The 15,699-nt window shown below is 70.0% G+C and carries 14 protein-coding genes; 12 read left to right on the top strand and 2 right to left on the bottom strand.

What is annotated here, in order from left to right; genetic code table 11:
- Positions 1–6 precede the first annotated feature (6 nt).
- Positions 7–663 carry a fructose-6-phosphate aldolase gene (gene fsa, locus JMJ56_RS24430; RefSeq protein ID WP_202834377.1) on the bottom strand — a complete coding sequence of 219 codons (657 nt, stop codon included), beginning with the start codon at positions 661–663 and terminating at the stop codon, positions 7–9.
- Positions 664–783: 120 nt separating this feature from the next.
- Here fsa and JMJ56_RS24425 point away from each other — a divergent pair, with 120 nt between their 5' ends.
- From JMJ56_RS24425 to JMJ56_RS24385, 9 genes are all read left to right on the top strand, one after another.
- Positions 784–3,021 carry a primosomal protein N' gene (locus JMJ56_RS24425; protein ID WP_202834376.1) on the top strand — a complete coding sequence of 746 codons (2,238 nt, stop codon included), beginning with the start codon at positions 784–786 and terminating at the stop codon, positions 3,019–3,021.
- Between the two features lie 75 nt (positions 3,022–3,096).
- The gene (locus JMJ56_RS24420; protein ID WP_202834375.1) at positions 3,097–3,252 is read left to right on the top strand and encodes a hypothetical protein; all 156 of its coding nucleotides are present in this window, start codon (positions 3,097–3,099) and stop codon (positions 3,250–3,252) included.
- Positions 3,253–3,490: 238 nt separating this feature from the next.
- Entirely contained in the window at positions 3,491–4,093 is a 603-nt protein-coding gene (gene atpH / locus JMJ56_RS24415; protein WP_328702463.1) for an ATP synthase F1 subunit delta, read from the top strand.
- A 2-nt stretch (positions 4,094–4,095) separates the two neighbouring features.
- Positions 4,096–5,631 (top strand): F0F1 ATP synthase subunit alpha, encoded by a 1,536-nt coding sequence (gene atpA / locus JMJ56_RS24410; protein ID WP_202834373.1) that lies wholly within the window; start codon positions 4,096–4,098, stop codon positions 5,629–5,631.
- Positions 5,632–5,650: 19 nt separating this feature from the next.
- Positions 5,651–6,532 carry a F0F1 ATP synthase subunit gamma gene (locus JMJ56_RS24405; RefSeq protein WP_202834372.1) on the top strand — a complete coding sequence of 294 codons (882 nt, stop codon included), beginning with the start codon at positions 5,651–5,653 and terminating at the stop codon, positions 6,530–6,532.
- 16 nt (positions 6,533–6,548) lie between these two features.
- Positions 6,549–7,976, top strand: coding sequence for a F0F1 ATP synthase subunit beta (atpD, locus tag JMJ56_RS24400; RefSeq protein WP_202834371.1), 1,428 nt, complete (start codon positions 6,549–6,551; stop codon positions 7,974–7,976).
- A 2-nt stretch (positions 7,977–7,978) separates the two neighbouring features.
- Complete coding sequence (gene atpC, locus JMJ56_RS24395) at positions 7,979–8,389, top strand: ATP synthase F1 subunit epsilon (protein ID WP_202834370.1); 411 nt, start codon at positions 7,979–7,981, stop codon at positions 8,387–8,389.
- Between the two features lie 175 nt (positions 8,390–8,564).
- The gene (locus tag JMJ56_RS24390; RefSeq protein ID WP_202834369.1) at positions 8,565–9,419 is read left to right on the top strand and encodes a ferritin-like domain-containing protein; all 855 of its coding nucleotides are present in this window, start codon (positions 8,565–8,567) and stop codon (positions 9,417–9,419) included.
- Entirely contained in the window at positions 9,416–10,549 is a 1,134-nt protein-coding gene (locus JMJ56_RS24385; protein WP_236038402.1) for an endo-1,4-beta-xylanase, read from the top strand. The genes JMJ56_RS24390 and JMJ56_RS24385 overlap by 4 nt, the downstream gene beginning before the upstream one ends.
- Before the next feature lie 51 nt (positions 10,550–10,600).
- On the opposite strand, the gene JMJ56_RS24380 is transcribed toward JMJ56_RS24385, so the two are convergent.
- Positions 10,601–12,034, bottom strand: a complete 1,434-nt coding sequence (locus JMJ56_RS24380) for an MDR family MFS transporter (protein ID WP_202834368.1) — start codon at positions 12,032–12,034, stop codon at positions 10,601–10,603.
- 89 nt (positions 12,035–12,123) lie between these two features.
- On the opposite strand from JMJ56_RS24380, the gene JMJ56_RS24375 reads away from it, so the two are divergent.
- From JMJ56_RS24375 to JMJ56_RS24365, 3 genes are all read left to right on the top strand, one after another.
- Positions 12,124–12,966, top strand: a complete 843-nt coding sequence (locus JMJ56_RS24375; protein ID WP_202834367.1) for an NAD-dependent epimerase/dehydratase family protein — start codon at positions 12,124–12,126, stop codon at positions 12,964–12,966.
- Positions 12,967–12,970: 4 nt separating this feature from the next.
- Entirely contained in the window at positions 12,971–13,825 is an 855-nt protein-coding gene (locus JMJ56_RS24370; protein WP_202834366.1) for an aldose epimerase family protein, read from the top strand.
- 99 nt (positions 13,826–13,924) lie between these two features.
- Complete coding sequence (locus JMJ56_RS24365; RefSeq protein ID WP_236038401.1) at positions 13,925–15,646, top strand: DUF3140 domain-containing protein; 1,722 nt, start codon at positions 13,925–13,927, stop codon at positions 15,644–15,646.
- Positions 15,647–15,699 lie beyond the last annotated feature (53 nt).

The raw sequence follows: 15,699 nt of genomic DNA, 5'->3' as shown, positions 1-15,699 counted from the left end.
TGGAGCTCACAGAATGCTCTGGCCCGTCTTGCGCCAATCGGCCAGGAAGCTTTCCAGACCGCGGTCGGTCAAGGGATGCTTGATGAGCTGGCGGATGACATTCGGCGGCAGCGTCGCCACCTCCGCGCCAAGCTTCGCCGCCTCGACTAGGTGGACCGGGTGGCGGATGGACGCGACCAGGACTTCCGTCTTAAAATAGGAGTAGTTTCGGTATATCTTGAGGATATCGGCAATGAGGAGCATGCCATCATAGGCAATGTCGTCGAGCCGGCCGACGAAGGGCGAGATGTAGGCCGCCCCCGCCTTGGCGGCGAGCAAGGCCTGGGCTGCCGAGAAGCACAGGGTGACATTCACCTTCGTGCCCTCGTCCGCAAGGCTGCGGCAGACGCTGAGCCCGGCCTCGGTCAGCGGCACCTTCACCGCGACATTCCTGGCAATGCCGCGGAGGAAGCGGCCCTCGGCCAGCATGGTGTCGAAATCCGTCGCGGTCACTTCAGCGGAGACCGGGCCGGGGGTGATCTCGCAGATCTCGGCGATGACCTCCGCCATCTTCCGCCCGGATTTGGCGATGAGGCTCGGGTTGGTGGTGACCCCGTCCACCAGCCCGGCTTCGGACAGGGCGCGGATCTCGGCCACCTCGGCAGTGTCGACGAAGAACTTCATACGGATGGGCCCTCAGGCGAACCCCTCATGGGGCCGCATTGGATGTGGGCTCGGCCGGCCAGGCCGAAGGGACTCAAGGACCTGAAATCGTTGCCTAATTGCTCAGTATCAGGATAACCGATGCAGGCCGGGTCGGGGAAGCGGCGCGATATGAAGGACACGCCACCTGTGTTTTCCGCGCAACGGGTCAAGGTGCTTTTGCCGCTCCCTCTGTCGGGAGCCTACGATTATCGCGTGCCGGCGGAGATAGATATCCATCCAGGCGATTTTGTGACCGCCTCTCTCAATCACAGGCCGATGATTGGCGTGGTGTGGGATGCCGGGGAGGGGAGCGAGGCGCAGCCGGTGGCCGATCACCGGCTGAAGCCCATCACCGGCGTGCTGCCCGCCCCGCCCATGACGCCGAGCCTCCGCCGCTTCATCGACTGGGTTGCGGCCTATACGTTGAGCCCACCCGGCGCCGTGCTGCGCATGGCGATGGGCTCCACCGCGGCGCTGGAGCCGCCGACCCAGCAGGCCGGCTGGACGCTGGCCGGCCCCGGGTCCAACCGCCAACCGCGCATGACGCCGGAGCGGCAGCGGGTGCTGGCGCAGATGCAGCCCGGCCGGGTCTATGCCGGGGCGCCGCTCGCCGAGGCGGCCGGCGTCTCGCTCGGCGTGTTGCGCGGCATGGCGGATAACGGGCTGATCCGCCCGGCCCTCCTGCCCCATGCCAGCCGCTTCAACCGGCCCGACCCAGAGCATCCCGGCCCGAAGCTCGGCGGCGCCCAGGCCGAGGCGGCGGCGCGTCTCGTCGCCAAGGTCGCCGCCCGGCAATTCGCCGTGACGCTGCTGACCGGCGTCACCGGCTCCGGCAAGACCGAGGTGTATCTGGACGCGGTGGCGGAAGCGCTGCGCCAGGGCCGCCAAGCGCTGGTCCTTTTGCCGGAGATCGCCCTCTCTGCGCAATGGCTCGAGCGGTTCAAGGCGCGCTTCGGCGTCGCCCCCGCCCTCTGGCATTCCGAGGTGACGCCGCGCACCCGCCGCGACACCTGGCGCGCCGTGGCGGAAGGGGAGGCGCCGGTAGTGGTCGGTGCCCGCTCCGCCCTCTTCCTGCCTTTCCCCGATCTCGGCCTCATCATCGTCGACGAGGAGCACGAGACGGCCTTCAAGCAGGAGGACGGCGTCGTCTACAATGCCCGCGACATGGCCGTGGTCCGCGCCCGGATGGCGTCGGCCTCCTGCGTGCTGGTCTCGGCGACGCCCTCGCTGGAGAGCCTCACCAATGCCGAGACCGGCCGCTACGAGGCGCTGGACCTGCCCGAGCGCCATGGCGGCGCCAGCCTGCCGGCGGTGGAGACGATCGACCTGCGCCGCACCCCTCCAGAACGCGGCCGCTTCCTCTCCCCGCCGCTGATCGAGGCCGTGACCGCGACGCTGGAGCGCGGGGAGCAGGCCATGCTCTTCCTCAACCGCCGCGGCTATGCGCCGCTGACGCTCTGCCGGCACTGCGGCCACCGGATGCGCTGCCCGAATTGCACCGCCTGGCTGGTGGAGCACCGCGCCCGCCGCCAACTCCAGTGCCACCATTGCGGCCATGCCGAGGCGCCGCCGGCCGAATGCCCCGAATGCGGCACCGCCAACAGCCTGGTCGCCGTCGGCCCCGGCGTGGAGCGGGTGCTGGAGGAGGCCGCCGCGCATTGGCCAGAGGCCCGGCGCCTGGTGATGGCGAGCGATACGCTTCCCGGCCCCGCCGCGGCGGGGATGGCCGCGCAGCAAATCCAGGACCGGGAGGTGGATCTCATCATCGGCACCCAGATCGTCGCCAAGGGCTGGCACTTCCCCCACCTCACGCTGGTCGGGGTGGTCGATGCCGATCTCGGCCTCGCCGGCGGCGACCTGCGCGCCGCGGAGCGGACGGTGCAGCTGCTCCACCAGGTCGCCGGCCGCGCCGGCCGGGCCGAGGCGCCGGGCCGCGTGCTGCTGCAGAGCTTCAGCCCGGAGCATCCGGTGATGGGGGCACTCATCTCGGGCGACCTCGACGCCTTCATGGCGGAGGAGGCGGCGATTCGCCGGCCCGGTCACTGGCCGCCCTTCGGCCGCCTCGCCGCGCTGATCGTGAGTTCCGAGGACGAGCGGGAGGCGGACCGCACCGCCCGCGACCTCGGCCTCGCCGCGCCGGGCGGGGAGGGGGTGCAGGTGCTCGGCCCCGCGCCGGCGCCGCTTGCCCTGCTGCGCGGCCGGCACCGGCGGCGGCTGCTGCTGAAGACGAGGCGGGAGGTCGCGGTGCAGCCCATCCTGCGGGAGTGGCTGGCGCGGGTGCCGGTGCCGAACAGCGTCCGCGTCCAGGTCGATGTGGATCCCGTCAGCTTCCTTTGATTCCACTCGCAGGGCGTGGTTGGGACATGGTATAAGGGTTACCTACAAGTAATTTGTCCCAGGGAGGACTGCGCCATGCCCATCCTCGACGCTACTGAAATCGCCGCCTGGGCGCTGATCGCTGGCGCTGTGGTCTATGCCGGCCTTGCTTCGCGTGGTGTGACGACGGCGGCGGTTGCTGCGGCGCTTGCGGCCATAGCGGCAAAGACGGTGCTGATCGGCTACGCCTGAGGCGAGCGGAGTTTCTGCGACCGAACGCCCGCACCTCCGATGCGCCGGGCGAAGTTTTCTGCGTGGCCCCGCCACGGGCGCATGGCCGCTGAAAATGCTGCGCGATGGAGTGATTTCGGCCCGCCAGCGCGGATTGCGGGGCTGTAAACCCCATGGTAAAGCCCGCCCGCCGCGACGGGAGACCCCGTCACGGACCCGCGCTTGCGCACCACCAGGTAATCAAGGACCGGGATCGCCCGTGGCCTCTGCCGAGACCATCGCCTCCGACGCGCCCAAGGCGCCTACCCCGACCGGCATTGCCGAGCGCTATGCGCTGGCGATGCTGGGCCTCGCCGATGATCGGCGCGCGACCGATCCGGGCGCGCTTGACCGCATCGCCGGCGATTTGGAAGCGCTCGCTTCCCTTTGGCTGGGAGACGCGGATTTCCGCGGCTTCATCGCCGATCCGCGGCTTGATTCCGTTGCCCAGCGCAAGGGTACCTTTGCGGTGCTCGACCGCGTTGGGACGGGGCCAGAGGTGCGGAACCTGGTTGGCGTGCTGATCGGCAACCGGCGCCTCGCGCTGCTGCCGCAGGTGGCCGCCGCCTTCGGCGCCCAGCTCGCAGCGCGGCGCGGCCAGCAGGTGGCCGAGGTCATCAGCGCTCATGCGCTGACCGACACCCAGCGGACGCAGATCGCCGCCCGCCTGACGGAAGCCGGCTATTCCGGCGTCAAGCTTAAGGAGCAGGTGGATCCCTCGATCCTCGGCGGGCTGATCGTTCGGATCGGCTCCCGGCTCTACGACAACAGCATCAAATCCAAGCTGCAGAGATTGCAGTACGCCATGAAGGGGGCCGCCTGACCATGGAAATCCGTCCCGCCGAGATCTCCGAGATCCTCAAAAAGCAGATCGCCGGCTTCGATTCCGAGGCGAACGTGGCCGAGGTCGGCACCGTGCTTACCGTGGGTGACGGTATCGCCCGCGTCTACGGGCTGCAGAACGTCATGGCCGGCGAGCTGGTGATGTTCCCCAGCGCCGGCATCCGCGGCATGGCGCTGAACCTCGAGACCGACAACGTCGGCATCGTCATCTTCGGCTCTGATGCCGAGATCAAGGAAGGCGACACCGTCGAGCGCACCGGCGACATCGTCGACGTGCCGGTTGGCCGCGGCCTGCTCGGCCGCGTGGTCGATGGCCTCGGCAACCCGATCGACGGCAAGGGCCCGCTCACCGACGTGACGCGCACCCGGGTCGAGGTGAAGGCACCCGGCATCATCCCGCGCAAGTCCGTGCACGAGCCGATGCAGACCGGCATCAAGGCGATCGACGCTCTGATCCCGATCGGCCGCGGCCAGCGCGAGTTGATCATCGGCGACCGCCAGACCGGCAAGACCGCCGTCATCATCGACACCATCATCAACCAGAAGGGCATCAACGCCGGCACGGACGAGAGCAAGAAGCTCTACACGATCTATGTCGCCGTCGGGCAGAAGCGCTCGACCGTTGCCCAGCTGGTCCGGACTCTCGAAGAGAACGGCGCGCTCGAGTACTCGATCGTCATCGCCGCCACCGCCTCCGAGCCGGCGCCGCTGCAGTTCCTGGCGCCCTATACCGGCTGTGCCATGGGCGAGTATTTCCGCGACAACGGCATGCATGCGGTCATCTTCTATGACGACCTCTCCAAGCAAGCCGTCGCCTACCGCCAGATGTCGCTGCTGCTGCGCCGTCCGCCGGGCCGCGAGGCCTATCCGGGCGACGTCTTCTACCTGCACTCGCGCCTGCTCGAGCGCGCGGCGAAGATGAACGACGACTTCGGCAACGGCTCGCTGACCGCCTTGCCGGTCATCGAGACCCAGGCCGGCGACGTCTCGGCCTATATCCCGACCAACGTGATCTCGATCACGGACGGGCAGATCTTCCTTGAGACGGAACTCTTCTTCAAAGGCATCCGCCCGGCGGTGAATGTCGGGCTTTCGGTCTCGCGCGTCGGCTCTGCCGCGCAGATCAAGGCGATGAAGCAGGTTGCCGGCCGCATCAAGCTGGAGTTGGCGCAGTACCGCGAGATGGCGGCCTTCGCGCAGTTCTCCTCAGATCTCGATGCCTCGACCCAGGCGCTGCTGGCCCGTGGCGCGCGCCTGACCGAGCTGCTGAAGCAGCCGCAGTACAAGCCGGTCCCGGTGGACGAGCAGGTCGTCTCGCTCTTCGCCGGCACGCGCGGCTATCTCGACAAGCTGCCGGTCTCGGCGGTCGGTGAGTTCGAGCGGCGGATGCTCTCCGAGCTGAAGTCGCGCGACCCCTCGATCCTCGAGGCGATCCGCAGCGACCGCGAGATCAAGAAGCCGACCGAGGAGAAGCTCGTCGCCTTCCTCGACGGCTTCGCCAAGTCCTTCTCGGCCTGAGCCAGGAGACGCGGGCCCGATGCCTAGCCTCAAGGACCTGCGCGGTCGCATCAACAGCGTGAAGTCCACGCGGAAGATCACGCAGGCGATGAAGATGGTGGCCGCGGCGAAGCTCCGCCGGGCCCAGGCCCAGGCGGAGGCTGCGCGCCCCTACGCGCAGCGGATGGAGGCGATCCTCGCCTCCCTCGGCGCCGCCGTCGCCGCCTCACCGGATGCGCCGCAGATGCTGGTTGGCACCGGCGCGGACCGGGTGCACCTGCTGGTGGTCGTCACCGCGGACCGTGGCCTGGCTGGCCCCTTCAATACCCAGGTCGGCCGGCTCGCCCGCGCCCGCATCCGGGCACTGGAGGCGGAAGGCAAGCAGGTCAAGCTGCTGACCGTCGGCCGCAAGGGCGCGACCTTCCTGAAGCGCGAATTCGCCAGCCGCGTCGTCGGCGAGGTGAACTTCGCTGGCAAGAAGCGTGTCGACTTTACCGATGCGGAGGCGATCGCCCTGCAAGTGGCGGGGCTGTTGGAGGAAGGCGGCTTCGATGTCTGCAGCCTGATCTACAACCGTTTCCGCAACGTGATCAGCCAGATCCCGACCGAGCAGCGGCTGATCCCGACGCCGCTGCCGGAAGGCTCGGCCGCGGCCGAGGGGCCGCAGGCGCTCTATGAGTACGAGCCGGCCGAGGACCAGATCCTTGCCACGTTGCTGCCGCGCAACCTCGCCATCCAGATCTACCGCGCGATCCTCGAGAGCACCGCAGGCGAGCACGGCGCGCGCATGACGGCGATGGACAATGCCACGCGCAATGCCGGCGAGATGATCAACAGGCTTACGCTCAATTATAACCGCACGCGCCAGGCCAACATCACCAGGGAGCTGATCGAGATCATCTCCGGGGCCGAGGCAGTCTGACGAGGGGCATGACACCATGAAGAACAATGTCGGGCGCATCGCGCAGGTCCTGGGCGCCGTGGTGGACGTGCAGTTCCCGGGCGAACTGCCGGCCATGCTGAACGCCCTGACCACGAAGAACGGCGACAACTCGCTGGTCCTCGAGGTCTCGCAGCACCTGGGCGAGCGCACGGTGCGCTGCATCGCCATGGACAGCACCGATGGCCTGGTCCGCGGCCAGGAAGTGGTCGATACCGGGACCGGCATTGCCGTTCCGGTGGGCGAGGGTACGCTCGGGCGCATCCTGAACGTCATCGGCCAGCCGATCGACGAGCGCGGCCCCGTGCCGCACGAGAAGACCTACACCATCCACCGCGCCGCACCCTCCTTCGAGGACCAGGCGACGGCGGCCGAGATCCTCGTCACCGGCATCAAGGTCATCGACCTCCTGGCGCCCTACCTGAAGGGCGGCAAGATCGGCCTGTTCGGCGGCGCCGGCGTCGGCAAGACCGTCACCATCCAGGAGCTGATCAACAACATCGCCAAGGCGCATGGCGGCGTGTCGGTCTTCGCCGGCGTCGGCGAGCGGACGCGTGAAGGCAACGACCTCTACCACGAGATGGTCGATGCCGGCGTCATCAAGCTCGGCGAGGGCACGACCGAGGGTTCCAAGGTGGCCCTCGTCTACGGCCAGATGAACGAGCCGCCGGGCGCCCGCGCCCGCGTGGCGCTGTCGGGCCTGTCCATCGCGGAGTACTTCCGCGACGAGCAGGGCCAGGACGTGCTGTTCTTCGTCGACAACATCTTCCGCTTCACCCAGGCGGGTGCCGAGGTCTCGGCGCTGCTCGGCCGCATCCCCTCGGCGGTGGGCTACCAGCCGACGCTCGCCACCGACATGGGCGCGCTGCAGGAGCGGATCACCTCGACCAAGAAGGGCTCGATCACCTCGGTGCAGGCCATCTACGTGCCGGCCGACGACCTGACCGACCCGGCGCCTGCAACCTCCTTCGCCCACCTCGACGCGACGACGGTGCTCAACCGCTCGATCGCCGAGCTCGGCATCTTCCCGGCGGTGGACCCGCTCGACTCGACCAGCCGCGCGCTCGACCCGCGGATCGTCGGGGACGAGCACTACCGCGTCGCCCGCGAGGTGCAGCGCATCCTGCAGACCTACAAGTCGCTGCAGGACATCATCGCCATCCTCGGGATGGACGAGCTGTCTGAGGAAGACAAGCTGGTCGTGGCCCGCGCACGCAAGATCCAGCGCTTCCTCAGCCAGCCCTTCCACGTGGCCGAGGTCTTCACCGGCTCGCCGGGCGTGTTCGTGAAGCTGGAGGACACCGTCCGCAGCTTCGCCGCCATCTGCGCCGGCGAGTACGACCACCTGCCCGAGGCCGCCTTCTACATGGTCGGCACCATCGAGGAGGCCGTGAAGAAGGGCGAGACCCTGAAGGTCGCCGCCTGATCATGGCGACCTTTCTGCTCGAACTGGTCTCGCCGGAGAAGCTGCTGCTCTCCCGCCCGGTGGAGATGGTCACCATCCCCGCCGAGGAAGGCGAGATGGGCGTTCTCCCCGGCCATGCCCCGATGATCGTCGCCCTCCGGGGCGGCGTGATCCGGGTGCGGGAGAATGGTAGCGAGACCGAGGCGTTGTTCATCGCCGGCGGCTTCGCCGAGGTTTCGCCGGAGCGGGTGACCCTGCTGGCCGACGAGGCGACGCCGCTGGCCAGCCTCTCCCGCGCCGCAGTCGAGCGCCGCCTGGCCGAGGCCGAGGCTGCCCTGCAGGCGGCCATCGCCGAGCCGGAGGCGAAGCGGGACGCCGCCTATGCCCGGGTCCAGGCCTTCCGCACCGCGGTCTCCGTCGCGCAAGCGGCCTGAGCATCGCATCCCGGACACGGTGGGGCGAAATCCGCTCGCCACACCGTGCCTTTCCGGCAACGCCGCTTGAAACCTCCGCCGCCCTGCCGAACATTGCGCTCGGGCATGGCGTGGCTGGCCCTGCCCGGATCGCGGGTGTCGCAGGATAACGGCCCCCACGGGCCGCGGGGACAGGATGAAGCACTGGCGCGTCGAACAGGTTTCCTGGGATCGTTTCGATCCAGCGAAGGTCGACCCGGAGATCGTACCGCTGGTCAAGGCGGCGGCTATGGTGGAGCGCAACGGTGGCGACTACGCCATCTATCTGAACCGGGTCTTCAAGGACGACCCGGATTTCGCTCGCGCCGCGGACCACTGGGCGGAGGAGGAAATCCAGCACGGCGACGCCCTTGGGAAATGGTCGAGTCTCGCCGATCCAGGGTGGGACTATGCTGCGGCCTTTGAGCGCTATCGCAACGGCTACAGCATCGACATCAATGCCGATGCCTCCATCCGTGGGTCCCGTACCGGCGAGCTGATCGCCCGCTGCATCGTCGAGACCGGCACCAGCAGCTACTACACGGCGCTGGCCGAGGCGACGGAGGAGCCGGTGCTGCGCGAGGTCTGCAAGCTGATCGCCGCCGACGAGTACCGGCATTTCAAGCTCTTCTACGATCATATGAAGCGTTACCTGGCGCGGGAGGACCTGTCCTTCGCCAAGCGGCTGCGGGTCGCTTTCGGCCGCGTCGGCGAGTCGGAGGATGACGAGCTCGCCTTCGCCTTCCACTGCGCCAATGAGGATCCGAGCCTCACCTACAGCCATGAGCGCTGCATCACAGGCTATATGGGCCGGGCGATGGGCTTCTACCGCTACCGGCACCTGGAGCGGGGCATGGGCATGATCTTCAAGGCGGTGGGGCTGGAGCCGCGCGGCAGGCTTTCCCAGCTGGCCGCCCGCGGCGCTTGGCGGCTGCTCTGCTGGCGGCGGGACCGCTACCGGGAGGCCATCCGCCGCATGGCGCCCCCCGTGCCGCTCGCGCAGGCCGCTTGAGCCTCCACCCGCCTCGGCGGCATCTGTTCGGGGCGGCCCTTGCCGGGCTGCTGGCGCGCGAGGCCGCGGCCCAAGGCGAGCGGGGATCGGGCGGGGAGGGGCTGGCGGCCATCGGCCGGGCCAACGGCATCACCTTCGGCACCGCCGTCGATTCGAGGAAGCTCGGCGATGCCGCTTATGCCGCCCAGGTGGCGGCCGAGGCGCAGCTTCTCGTCCCGGAATGGGAGGCGAAATGGGCGGCCCTGCAGCCGAGGCAGGGCAGCTTCGATTTCGGCCCGCTCGGCATCATCGCCAGCCTCGCCCAGGCCAATGGCAAGCAGCTCCGCGGCCATGCCCTGGTCTGGCATGCGGCCATGCCCTCCTGGCTGGCCGAGGGACTGGCCGAAGGAGCGGCCAAGGCCCGTGGCCTGCTCGCCGCACATCTGGACGGCGTGCTGCCGGCCACCCGCCCCGCCATCCGCGACTGGGACGTGGTGAACGAGGCCATCGCCAATGCCGAGGGCAATCCCTTCAGCGCCCGCACCCCGGCCCAGGGCGACCTGCGCGACACGCCCTGGCTCCGCGCCCTCGGCCCCGGCTATGTCGAGGAGGCCTTCCGTGCCGCCCGCGAGCGGGACCGCACGCTCCGCCTCACCTATAACGACTACGGACTCGAGGGCGACAACCCTTGGGCGGAGGAGAAGCGCCAACGCGTGCTTCGCCTGTTGCGGCGGATGGTGGGCACGCAGTGCCCGGTCGATGCGCTCGGCCTCCAGGCCCATCTGTTGATGGACGAGCCCTTCCGGCCGGAGCCCTTCACCGTCTTCCTGCGGTCGGTGCGGGAGCTCGGCCTCGCCGTGCTCGTCACCGAGCTGGACGTGCGCGAGGCGCAGCAGCTCCCCGCCGGCCTCGCTGCCCGCGACGCGGCGGTGGCGGAGCGGGTGCGCCAGGTCATCGGCACCGCCCTCGATGCGGGCTGCCGCACCGTTCTCACCTGGGGGCTTTCGGACAAGGACAGCTGGCTGGCGCGGGACCCGGATGTGACGCGGAAGGACGGCCAGGTGCATCGTGGCCTGCCCCTCGACGAGGGTGGAGCGCGCAAGCCCATGTGGCAGGCTCTCGCCACCGCCTTCGGCAGCCGCCGAGGTTAAAGCGGTTCCGTCCCCTCCGGCTCACGGACCCGCTCCGGCTCCGCGCTGGCCCTAATCACGGCCTCGCAGCGGGATCTCCTTCAGGCAGAGCGCCGCCACCAGCGACAGCGCAGCGATCGCACCGGCCGCCAGGAACACGGCGGAGAAGGCGGGTGCCGCGGCCTCTGGCGCCACTCCCTCAGCCCGTCCGCCCGGCAGGTGCCAGAGCAGCACGGAGGAGAGCACGGCGACGCCGAAGGCCCCGCCGATCAGCCGGAAGAACATCATGCAGGAGATGGCGATACCGCCGTCGCGCGGATCGACCGCATTCTGGATGGTCACCGTCATCGGCGAGAACTGGCAGCCGAAGGACAGCCCCAGCAGCAGCGTCACCGCCGTGTCCAGCAGCAGGGAATGGCCAAGGCCGACGAAGGAGATGACCAGGCACATCGCCGTCGCCACCGCCGCGCCGAGGATGGAGAAGGGCCGGTACCGCCCCGTCGCGGCCACCGCCTGCCCGGCGAGGAAGCTGCCACTGACGCTGCCGAGCGTCATGGCGATCATCCGCAGCCCCGCCTCCTTCGGCGACAGGCCGCTGACCAGCTGGTAGTCGAGCGGCACCAGGATCACGAGGGCCATCATCACCATGGAGGTGAGTCCGGTCACCAGGATGCTCATGGTGAAGATGCGGTTGCCGAAGAGCTGCAGCGGCAGCATCGGCTGTGAGGCCGAGCGTTCCTGCAGGATCAGCGCGCCGAGGAAGACGATGCCGAGGGCGAAGCAGAGCAGCGCCTCCGGCGCCGTCCAGCTCCCGGCGCGCTGCACCAGGGTGATGCCGAGCAGCAGCGGCGTGCAGGAGAGCAGGATCAGCACCGCCCCTGCCCAGTCGATCTTCGGCCGCCTGCCCGGCTTCGGCAGGCGGCGGAGCTGGAAGTAGGTGGTGGCGAAGGCGGCCGCGCCGAGCGGCAGGTTGATCCAGAAGATCCAGCTCCAGGACAGGTATTCGACGAAGAGGCCGCCGAGCAGCGGCCCGATGATGTTGGCGGTGGCGAAGGTCGCCGAGAGGTAGCCCTGCACCTTCGCCCGCTCCCGCGGCGGCAGGATGTCGCCCACCACGGCGAGCGAGATCGCCCGGAGGCCGCCGCCGCCCAGGCCCTGCACCACCCTAGCCGCGATCAGCGCCGGCATGTTGGGCGAGAGCGCCGCCAGCACCGAGCCGCCGACGAAGACGGAGACCGAGACCAGCAGTACCGGCCGCCGCCCGTAGAGGTCGGAAAGCCGCCCGTAGATCGGTGTCGTCACGGTGGAGGCGATCAGATAGGCCGAGACGATCCAGGGCAGCAGCCCCCAGCCGCCGAGGTCGCCCGCGATGGAGGAGAGGGCGGTGGCGACGATCGTCTGGTCGAGGCTGGAGAGGAACAGCGCCAGCATCAGCCCCATGACGATGGTGCGGACCTCGCGGGGCGAGAAGGCGGTGACGCTCGGGGATGTCGCTTGATCGGGCACGAGGCGGGACGCTATGCCCCGAAGTGGTTGCCGCCAAGCCCACCGGCCCCGCACAGTGCGGCCGGACAAGTCCTCATGAAGGCTTCGACATGCCCGCACCGCACAAACACGTCCTTCTCACCGGCGCCAGCGGCAATCTCGGCCGCGTCCTCGCGCCCGCGCTCGCCGCGCAGGGCTGGACCTTGCGCCTGACCGACATCACGCCCTTCCCGGATGCGCTGCCCGCGGGCGCCACCTTCACCCGCCTCGACCTGAACGAGGGCCTCGGCCTCGCCCGCCTGGCGGAGGGCTGCGGCGCCATCCTGCATTTCGGCGGCATCAGCGTGGAGCAGCCCTTCGAGGCGGTGCTCGGCCCCAATCTCCGCGGCCTCTATCATGTGTACGAGGCCGCACGGCGCGAGGGCGCCCGCGTCCTCTTCGCCAGCAGCAACCACTCCATCGGCTTCCACGAGCGCCCGCAGGACAACGAGGCGAAGATCGATGTCGACTGCGCCTTCCGCCCGGACGGCTATTACGGCCTCTCCAAAGCCTATGGCGAGCTGATGGGCCGGCTCTACTGGGACAAGCATGGCGTCGAGAACGTCAACTGCCGCATCGGCTCCTGCTTCCCGAAGCCGGTGAATGCGCGGATGCTCTCCACCTGGCTGTCCTTCGGCGACCTGACGCGGTTGGTGACGGCCGCCGTCGAGGCGCCGCGCACCGGGCATTGCGTGATCTGGGCCTGCTCCAACAACCCGGCCAGCTTCTGGGGCCGCGACCACCGCGAGCGAATCGGCTGGCAGCCGCAGGACACGGCGGAGGATTATCGCACCGAGGTCGGCCACATCCTCTCCGGCGACCCGGTGGAGGAGCGCTACCAGGGCGGCGGCTACACCAGCATCGAGTATTCCCGCAGCACGCCCTCGCCGCGCGACCCCTTCGCCCTGGACTGAGCCCATGCTGGAACTCGCCGCCGGCGACTGGCGCGCGCAGCTCCTGCCGGAGGCGGGCGCGGCCGTCACGCAATTGGCCTGGCGGGGGCGGGACGTGCTGGTCCCGCTGCCGCTCGGCGCCGACCCCAATGCCAGCTTCGGCGGGGCCTTCGTCATGCTGCCCTGGACCAACCGGCTGGATGCCGGGCAGCTCCCCGTCGCCGGCACGGTGCATCACCTGCCGGTCAACCGCCCGGAAGACAACACGGCGATCCACGGCCTGGCGCGCAACCGCACTTGGGTGGTGGATTCGGAGACGGGCGACCGCTGCACGCTGACGCAGGTGCTCGACGGCGCGGCCGAGGGCCTGCCCTATGCCTATCGCGCGCAGCTCTCCCTCGAGCTGGGTGAGGAGGGTGCGCGCCTCTCGCTAGCGGTGACGAACGTGGCCGGGCAGCCCTTTCCCTTCGGCCTCGGCTGGCACCCCTTCTTCCTCCGTCCGGCGGGGACGGGGCTGCGCTTCCGCGCCGGCGCGCTCTTCGCCCGCGATGCGCGCACGCTCCCCGTCGCCGTGCAGGCAAGCGACGGGCTGGTCGGCGACGAACAAGCGTATGAAGGACTCGACACGCATTTCGCCGGCTGGGACGGCGCGGCGGAAATCCTCCGCCCCGATCTCCGCCTGCATCTTGCGGCATCGGGTGCCTGGTCGCGCAACCTGCATGTCTTCGCGCCTACCGGCAGCACCGTCCTTTGCCTGGAGCCGGTGAGTCATGTGCCGGATGCGCCGAACCGGCCGGACTTCGCCGGCTATGGCCCGCTGACGATGCTGGCACCCGACTCGACGCTGACAGCCTCGCTGCTGCTGCACGCCACGATCTGACCGGCCCGTGTTGACTCCCGCGTGCGCAAAGCGGCGCGCGCGGGAACGCTTGCCTTGGCGTGACGTTGCCGGATGCAACCATGTCGAAGGAAGCGCAGCATGGCAGGCACCGCGCGCAAGTCCGATCCCGAACTCTGGGAGCAGGTGAAGGAGGAAGTGACCGCGGGCGACAAGGGCGGCAAGCCCGGCCAGTGGTCCGCCCGCAAGGCGCAGATGGCGAGCGCCGAATACCAGAAGCGCGGCGGTGGCTACGAAGGCCCGAAGCAGCCCGACAATCACCTCGCCGAATGGACCGAGGAGGAATGGGGCACGCGCTCCGGCCAGGAGTCGCTCGAGACCGGCGAGCGCTACCTGCCGAAGGCCGCGCGCGAGAGCCTCACCGCCGAGGAATACGATCGCACCACCGCCGCCAAGCGGCGCGACCTGGAGGCTGGGCGGCAGTTCTCGCCCCAGCCCGAGGATGTCGCGGAGAAGAGCGCGGCGGCCCGTCACCACCCGCAGCAAGGGAGCAGCACCCGCATGCCGGAGGAAGATTTCGAGGAGTCGACCGGGGCGGTCTTCCGCCGCCTCGTCAACCTGTCCGCCGCCGAGCTTCGCCGCTGGCTCGACAGCGATGACAGCCGCACCGCCGGCTTCACCCGCGAAGGCGAGTCGGAAGCCGTCGGCCACCAATCCGGCCGCCGCATCCTGGCCATGCTCGATGGCGGGGAGACGGCGGACGAGGACTTCCAGCGCGAGGTCATCGGTTTCATCCGCCGCCACCTGGCCCAGCGCCCGGACGGCGACGTCACCGACACGCGCTGGCGCCATTCACTGATGAACTGGGGACATGATCCGATGAAGGACGACACCGACTCCACCCCGATGACCGACGAGACGCAGCAGGACGCCGCCCCCGAGGCCGCGTCCGAACCCGCGCCGCGCAAAACCCGCGCGCGTCGCAGCAGCGCCGCCTCGGCCGATGGCGAGGCCCCGGCCCGCAAGCCGCGCCGCACGGCCGCCGCCACGCCCACCAGGCGCGCATCCGCCGCCACCACCACCAAGCGCGCATCCGCCACGACCACCAAGCGCGGCACGGCCAAGACGGCCACGCGCGGCGCCGCCGGCCGCACCACTGCAGCGGCCAAGGGCGGCCGCGCCAGCGCCTCTACCACCCGCAGCGCCGCCGGCCGTGCGGCGCAGAGCGAAGGCGGCCGCAAGGGCGGCAGCGCCCGCACTCCGCGCAAGGCGGCAGCGGCGCGCAGCAACGGCGCCAAGGGCGGCGCGGCCCGCAGCGCCTCGGCGAAGGGCACCGCTACCCGCCGCAGCAGCACGGCGAGCCCTAAGCGTGCCACTGCCACCACGGCCACGCGCGGCGCCGCCGGCCGCACCACTGCAGCAGCCAAGGGCGGGCGTGCCAGCGCCGGCACGACGAAGCGTGCCACCGCCACCACCGCCAAGCGCGGCGCCGCCGGCCGCACCACTGCAGCAGCCAAGGGCGGGCGCGCCAGCGCCGGAACGACGAAGCGCGCCGCCGCCTCCACCGCCAAGCGTTCGACCGGCACCGCCAAGACGGCAACACGCGGCGCCGCCGGTCGCACCGCCGCGGCAGCCAAGGGCGGGCGCGCCAGCGCTGGCACGACGAAGCGCGCCACCGCTTCCACCGCCAAGCGCAGCACGGCGAAATCCGCCAATGGCAGCACGGCCAAGCGGGCAGCCGGCGGCACCGCCGCCAAGCGCGGCACCGCGAAGACGACCACGCGCGGCGCCGCCGGCCGCACCGCCGCGGCGGCCAAGGGCGGGCGCAGCAGCGCCGGCACCTCCCGCAGCCGGAGCCGCTAGGGCAAGCTCCGGTCAGGCGCCGCCTGACCGGACTACTTCGCTGACCGGAACGG

Origin of the sequence: Belnapia arida, from assembly GCF_016773205.1 — a bacterium.
Lineage (GTDB): Bacteria > Pseudomonadota > Alphaproteobacteria > Acetobacterales > Acetobacteraceae > Belnapia > Belnapia arida.
Note: the sequence above shows the minus strand (reverse complement) of the source record. Positions and strands in the feature narration are given on the sequence as shown.

Excerpts from the sequence above, each read along its gene's own strand:
- JMJ56_RS24420 (WP_202834375.1), top strand. The coding sequence starts at position 3,097 with ATGCCCATCCTCGACGCTACTGAAATCGCCGCCTGGGCGCTGATCGCT.
- atpD (WP_202834371.1), top strand. The coding sequence starts at position 6,549 with ATGAAGAACAATGTCGGGCGCATCGCGCAGGTCCTGGGCGCCGTGGTG.
- JMJ56_RS24365 (WP_236038401.1), top strand. The coding sequence starts at position 13,925 with ATGGCAGGCACCGCGCGCAAGTCCGATCCCGAACTCTGGGAGCAGGTG.
- JMJ56_RS24390 (WP_202834369.1), top strand. The coding sequence starts at position 8,565 with ATGAAGCACTGGCGCGTCGAACAGGTTTCCTGGGATCGTTTCGATCCA.
- fsa (WP_202834377.1), bottom strand. The coding sequence starts at position 663 with ATGAAGTTCTTCGTCGACACTGCCGAGGTGGCCGAGATCCGCGCCCTG.
- JMJ56_RS24375 (WP_202834367.1), top strand. The coding sequence starts at position 12,124 with ATGCCCGCACCGCACAAACACGTCCTTCTCACCGGCGCCAGCGGCAAT.
- atpA (WP_202834373.1), top strand. The coding sequence starts at position 4,096 with ATGGAAATCCGTCCCGCCGAGATCTCCGAGATCCTCAAAAAGCAGATC.
- JMJ56_RS24370 (WP_202834366.1), top strand. The coding sequence starts at position 12,971 with ATGCTGGAACTCGCCGCCGGCGACTGGCGCGCGCAGCTCCTGCCGGAG.
- atpC (WP_202834370.1), top strand. The coding sequence starts at position 7,979 with ATGGCGACCTTTCTGCTCGAACTGGTCTCGCCGGAGAAGCTGCTGCTC.
- JMJ56_RS24425 (WP_202834376.1), top strand. The coding sequence starts at position 784 with ATGCAGGCCGGGTCGGGGAAGCGGCGCGATATGAAGGACACGCCACCT.
- JMJ56_RS24405 (WP_202834372.1), top strand. The coding sequence starts at position 5,651 with ATGCCTAGCCTCAAGGACCTGCGCGGTCGCATCAACAGCGTGAAGTCC.